Raw genomic sequence first — 3,915 nt, 5'->3', positions numbered from 1 at the left:
ATCATGTGGGGCGTGAAGAAGGACGGCGACGTGTGGGACGGCGGCCAGATCCTCGATCCCAAGAACGGCAAGACCTACAAGGTCAAACTGAAACTCGTTGACGATGGCAAGAAACTCGACGTGCACGGATACATCGGCTTCTCGCTGCTGGGCAGGTCGCAGGTGTGGGAGAGGCAGCAATGAACACATCGTTGACAGGATTGAGCTCGATCGGATGCGCAGGTGCGTGCCTCATGAGCGTTGCGTTTTCCGCGGCGGCGGCAGAGGCGCCCCCGCCAATAGAGAGCCCGAGGCCGCCTGCTGAATCGATGTCTGCCCAGCCGCTTCGTGGGCAGGTCACGATCGAAAATTGGGACAAGGGCGGCCCGCTCTCGCGCTGGGCGTTCACGCACACTTCGGAGGTCTTCTATTCCGCGGTCATCCGACGCGGCGGCGCGATTGTCGATCTGCCGGTGCACATCGATCCGAAAATTGGACAACTCGTCGTGAGCAGACCCGGCGAACCCCGGCGGACCCTGGATCAATTCATCAACAACGGCGCCGTGGATGGTTGCATCGTGCTCCACCGCGGCGTGATCGTTTACGAGAAGTATCCGACCATCCAGCCTGACGACCTGCACATCCTGATGTCGGTGACCAAGGAGTTCGTGCTCACCTCGCTCGCGATCCTTGAAGATCAAGGCAAGGTGGATTTGACGAAGCCAGTGGAGGCTTATCTTCCCGAACTGAAAGGTAGCGATTGGGCGGGAACTCCCCTGCGCGCCTTGGTCGATATGCGTTCCGGCATGGAAGGAAGCGAGGATAGCCCCGACGCCTATCGAAATCCGAAGCACAAGCAATTCCAGTTGGAGGCAACTCTGGGCTGGCAGGCCCGGACTTCGCCTGAGCTCCCGGAGTCGGCGCGCACGGGCGATCTACCCGGATTCCTCCGCACGATCAAACGTGAGCGCCCGGCCGGCGAAAAATGGGCTTATACCAGCAGCAACACCGCCGTTATCGGAGAGGTCGTTTCACGGGTTACCGGGAAAAGCCTGGCCGATGCCGTCAGCGATCTCATCTGGAGCAAAATGGGTGCGGAGCACGATGCCACCCTGACGGAAAACGAGCGCGGTTATCCGGCTTCGCATGCGGGGATGGCAGCGACCTTGCGGGATCTTGCGCGGTTCGGATTGTTGTTCACCAAACATCCGCCGCCGGGCCAGCCGCGGCTGATCTCGGATTCGATCATCAAGAGAATCTTCGGCGAGAGCGGTGACAAGCAAGCAGGGAACGTGTCACCGAGCAAGGGCATGCTGCCTCTGACTTACGAATGGGACATGATCAGCGACAAAGGCGAGCTGGCTAAGGGTGGCTGGGCCGGTCAACTCCTCTACATCAATCGCGACAAGGATGTGGTTGTCGCTTACTTCGGCACCAACCTCGTTCCCGATCCCATGCCCGAGCCGCTGCCCGCCCGACTGATTGCCAAGTCATTCTGATCCGGCAAAGCCCGGATGGAGCGTAGCGGAATCCGGGATTGCGCCGCTAGCTCGCGTAGATTGGGGTGAGCCGCAGCCGAGTCCTAAGGCATGCACCATCATGTAGAGGTTCGTGTAAAAGGCTTACCCAATTTACAACATTGTCGATACTCACATGCCGCCAGGGAGAATCCGATGAATCTCGATTCGCGAAATTCTCTGTTGATCGCCGCCGTCGTCGCCGCGCTCGCGATATGTGGCCCGGCTCGGATGTCCAGGGCCAGTGCTTCCGAGGCAGCCGCTGCAGCTCCCGGCGCCGACGCGTTCCTGGCATTACAAAAAAGCGCGAAGGAAGCCCGCATAAGGGGCGACGGCAAATTCTTCGGAAACCTTCTCAGCGACAAGTTTGTAAAGCAAATGGGCGGAGTCCGCGTCGGCAAGGCGGAAGTCGTCAAGCTGATCGGCGATAGCAAATGCGAGGTTAAAACGGGCTGGACATTGACCGAACCACATCTGTTGAAAATCAACGACGATGCTTATGCGCTGACTTATGTGTCGGACATGCAAGGTACCTGCGCGACCGGTGGCAAAGCCGAAAAAATCCCTAGCCCGGTCAGGGCGGCAACCATCTGGGTCAGAAACGGCAAAACATGGCAGGTCGCCTTTCATGGCGAAAACCTGATCGTCAATCCTGCTGCCCAGCCGGAAACCGACAAAAAGACACAGCCCGCAAAGAGTGAGGCAGCTAACGCCAAGTCGGCTGGCGCTCGGTCATCAGAAACAGCCGCCGACCCGATCACCGGCGCCTTGATGGCAGCCGAGAATGCGGTCTGGGCCGCATGGAAAGACAAGGACGCCAAGCGGCTCGAGCGCCTGACGGCGCGACAAATTGCATTCGTGGATATTTTCGGCACGCATTTCGACAACAAGGCCGACACGATAAAGGACTGGACAGGCCCGATATGCCAGGTCAAGAATTTCACGCTGATAAATGGCACGGGGACAACTATCTCGCCGGGTGTCGCGATCCTGACCTTGACGGCCACTGTCAACGGTGCCTGCGGCGGCCAGGACATCAGCGGGCTCAAGGTCTATGGCAACTCGGTCTATGTAAAAGATGGCCACACTTGGAAATGGGTGTTCGGCTTCAATTCGCCTACGTGACTTATTAATTCGTAGCACGTAGCAAGCAGCCCGGATGGAACGCAGCGAAATCCGGGAAAGTGCAACCCGGATTGCGCCGCTTCGCGGCTTCATCCGGGCTACGCAAAATATCTTTCGTCATTCCGGACGCGGCGCAGCCGCGGTCCGGAATCTGCTTTCGTAGCGAGTGACAAGAGCAGATTCCGGGTTCCGCCTTCGGCGGCCCCGGAATGACGACAAGAGCAAAAACACCTGGATTCCGGCTTTCGCCGGAATGACGAGTAAGAGCAAGATTCTGGATTACAAAGTCCATCCCTGGACTTTGTCCTTCGGGCTAACCTTCGGTTGTTCAAATTCGTCCAGACGAATTTGTCCTGCTTTCGCGGGAATGACGATGTGTCCGCTATGCTCCGCGCCACGTCCATGCTGGAGTAAATCCGATGGCGCCGCAAAAGACCCTGCGCACCTTCGACCTGGTGCTGTTCAACGTGGTTGCGATCGTCGGCCTGCGCTGGGTGGCGCTGACCGCGCACAGCGGGCCGTCATCGCTGGTGTTGTGGGCGCTCGCCGCGGCGGCTTTTTTCATACCGCAAGGTCTGTGCGTGATGACGCTGGCTTCAACGCTGCCGAAGGATGGCGGGTTATACGTGTGGATCAGCGAGGCGTTCGGCGAGCGCCACGGTTTCATCGCCGGCTGGGCCTACTGGTCGTCGAACATCCTCTATTTTCCGACGCTGACGCTGTCCACGATGGTGTTCGCGCTGTACATCTTCAACCAGCGTTTCGCGTGGCTTGAAAACAGCGCAGCCTACACGGCGAGCGCGTCCTTGCTGCTGATGCTGCTCGCGCTGTGGTTGAACATCATCGGCATGAAAAGCGGGCGCTGGCTGCAGAACCTCGGCGGGCTGGCGCAATGGATTCCGGCGATCGTGCTGGTGGCGGTGGGCGTGGTCGCGCTCGTCGCCTCCGGTTCGGCCACGCCGATGCCCACCAGATCGTTCGTGCCGTCGTTTGCGAAATTCGACACCGTGATCTTCTTCGCGCAGGTCTGTTTCGCGTTCGCCGGGCTGGAGCTTGCGCCGATCCTGGCCGGAGAAATCCGCGACCCGCGCCGCTCGATCCCGCGCGCATTGGTGTTGTCGGGCATCGCGATCGGCGCGATCTACATGCTTTCGACGCTGGCGCTGATGTGGGCGGTGCCCGCGCCGCAGATTTCCATCATCGGCGGAGTCAATCAGGCGATCGCGCAGGCGGGCAGCGCGCACGGATTGTCCTGGCTGGGGCCGCCGGTGGCGCTGCTGATGACGCTGGCCGG

General features: G+C 59.9%; 4 protein-coding genes. All 4 read left to right on the top strand.

Features of this window, described 5'->3' with window-relative positions; genetic code table 11:
- The coding region (locus V7D69_RS15435) for a DUF2147 domain-containing protein (RefSeq protein ID WP_333606255.1) at nucleotides 1-183 on the top strand (183 nt) is incomplete at its 5' end.
- A gap of 269 nt (nucleotides 184-452) precedes the next feature.
- The gene (locus V7D69_RS15430) at nucleotides 453-1,478 is read left to right on the top strand and encodes a serine hydrolase domain-containing protein (RefSeq protein WP_333606254.1); all 1,026 of its coding nucleotides are present in this window, start codon (nucleotides 453-455) and stop codon (nucleotides 1,476-1,478) included.
- Between the two features lie 174 nt (nucleotides 1,479-1,652).
- Nucleotides 1,653-2,621, top strand: coding sequence for a nuclear transport factor 2 family protein (locus V7D69_RS15425; RefSeq protein WP_333606253.1), 969 nt, complete (start codon nucleotides 1,653-1,655; stop codon nucleotides 2,619-2,621).
- Between the two features lie 419 nt (nucleotides 2,622-3,040).
- Nucleotides 3,041-3,915: APC family permease (locus V7D69_RS15420; protein ID WP_333606252.1), on the top strand; the 875-nt coding region annotated here is incomplete at its 3' end.

Origin of the sequence: Novosphingobium sp., from assembly GCF_036733805.1 — a bacterium.
GTDB lineage: Bacteria > Pseudomonadota > Alphaproteobacteria > Sphingomonadales > Sphingomonadaceae > Novosphingobium.
This window is presented reverse-complemented; position numbering and strand designations above follow the sequence as displayed.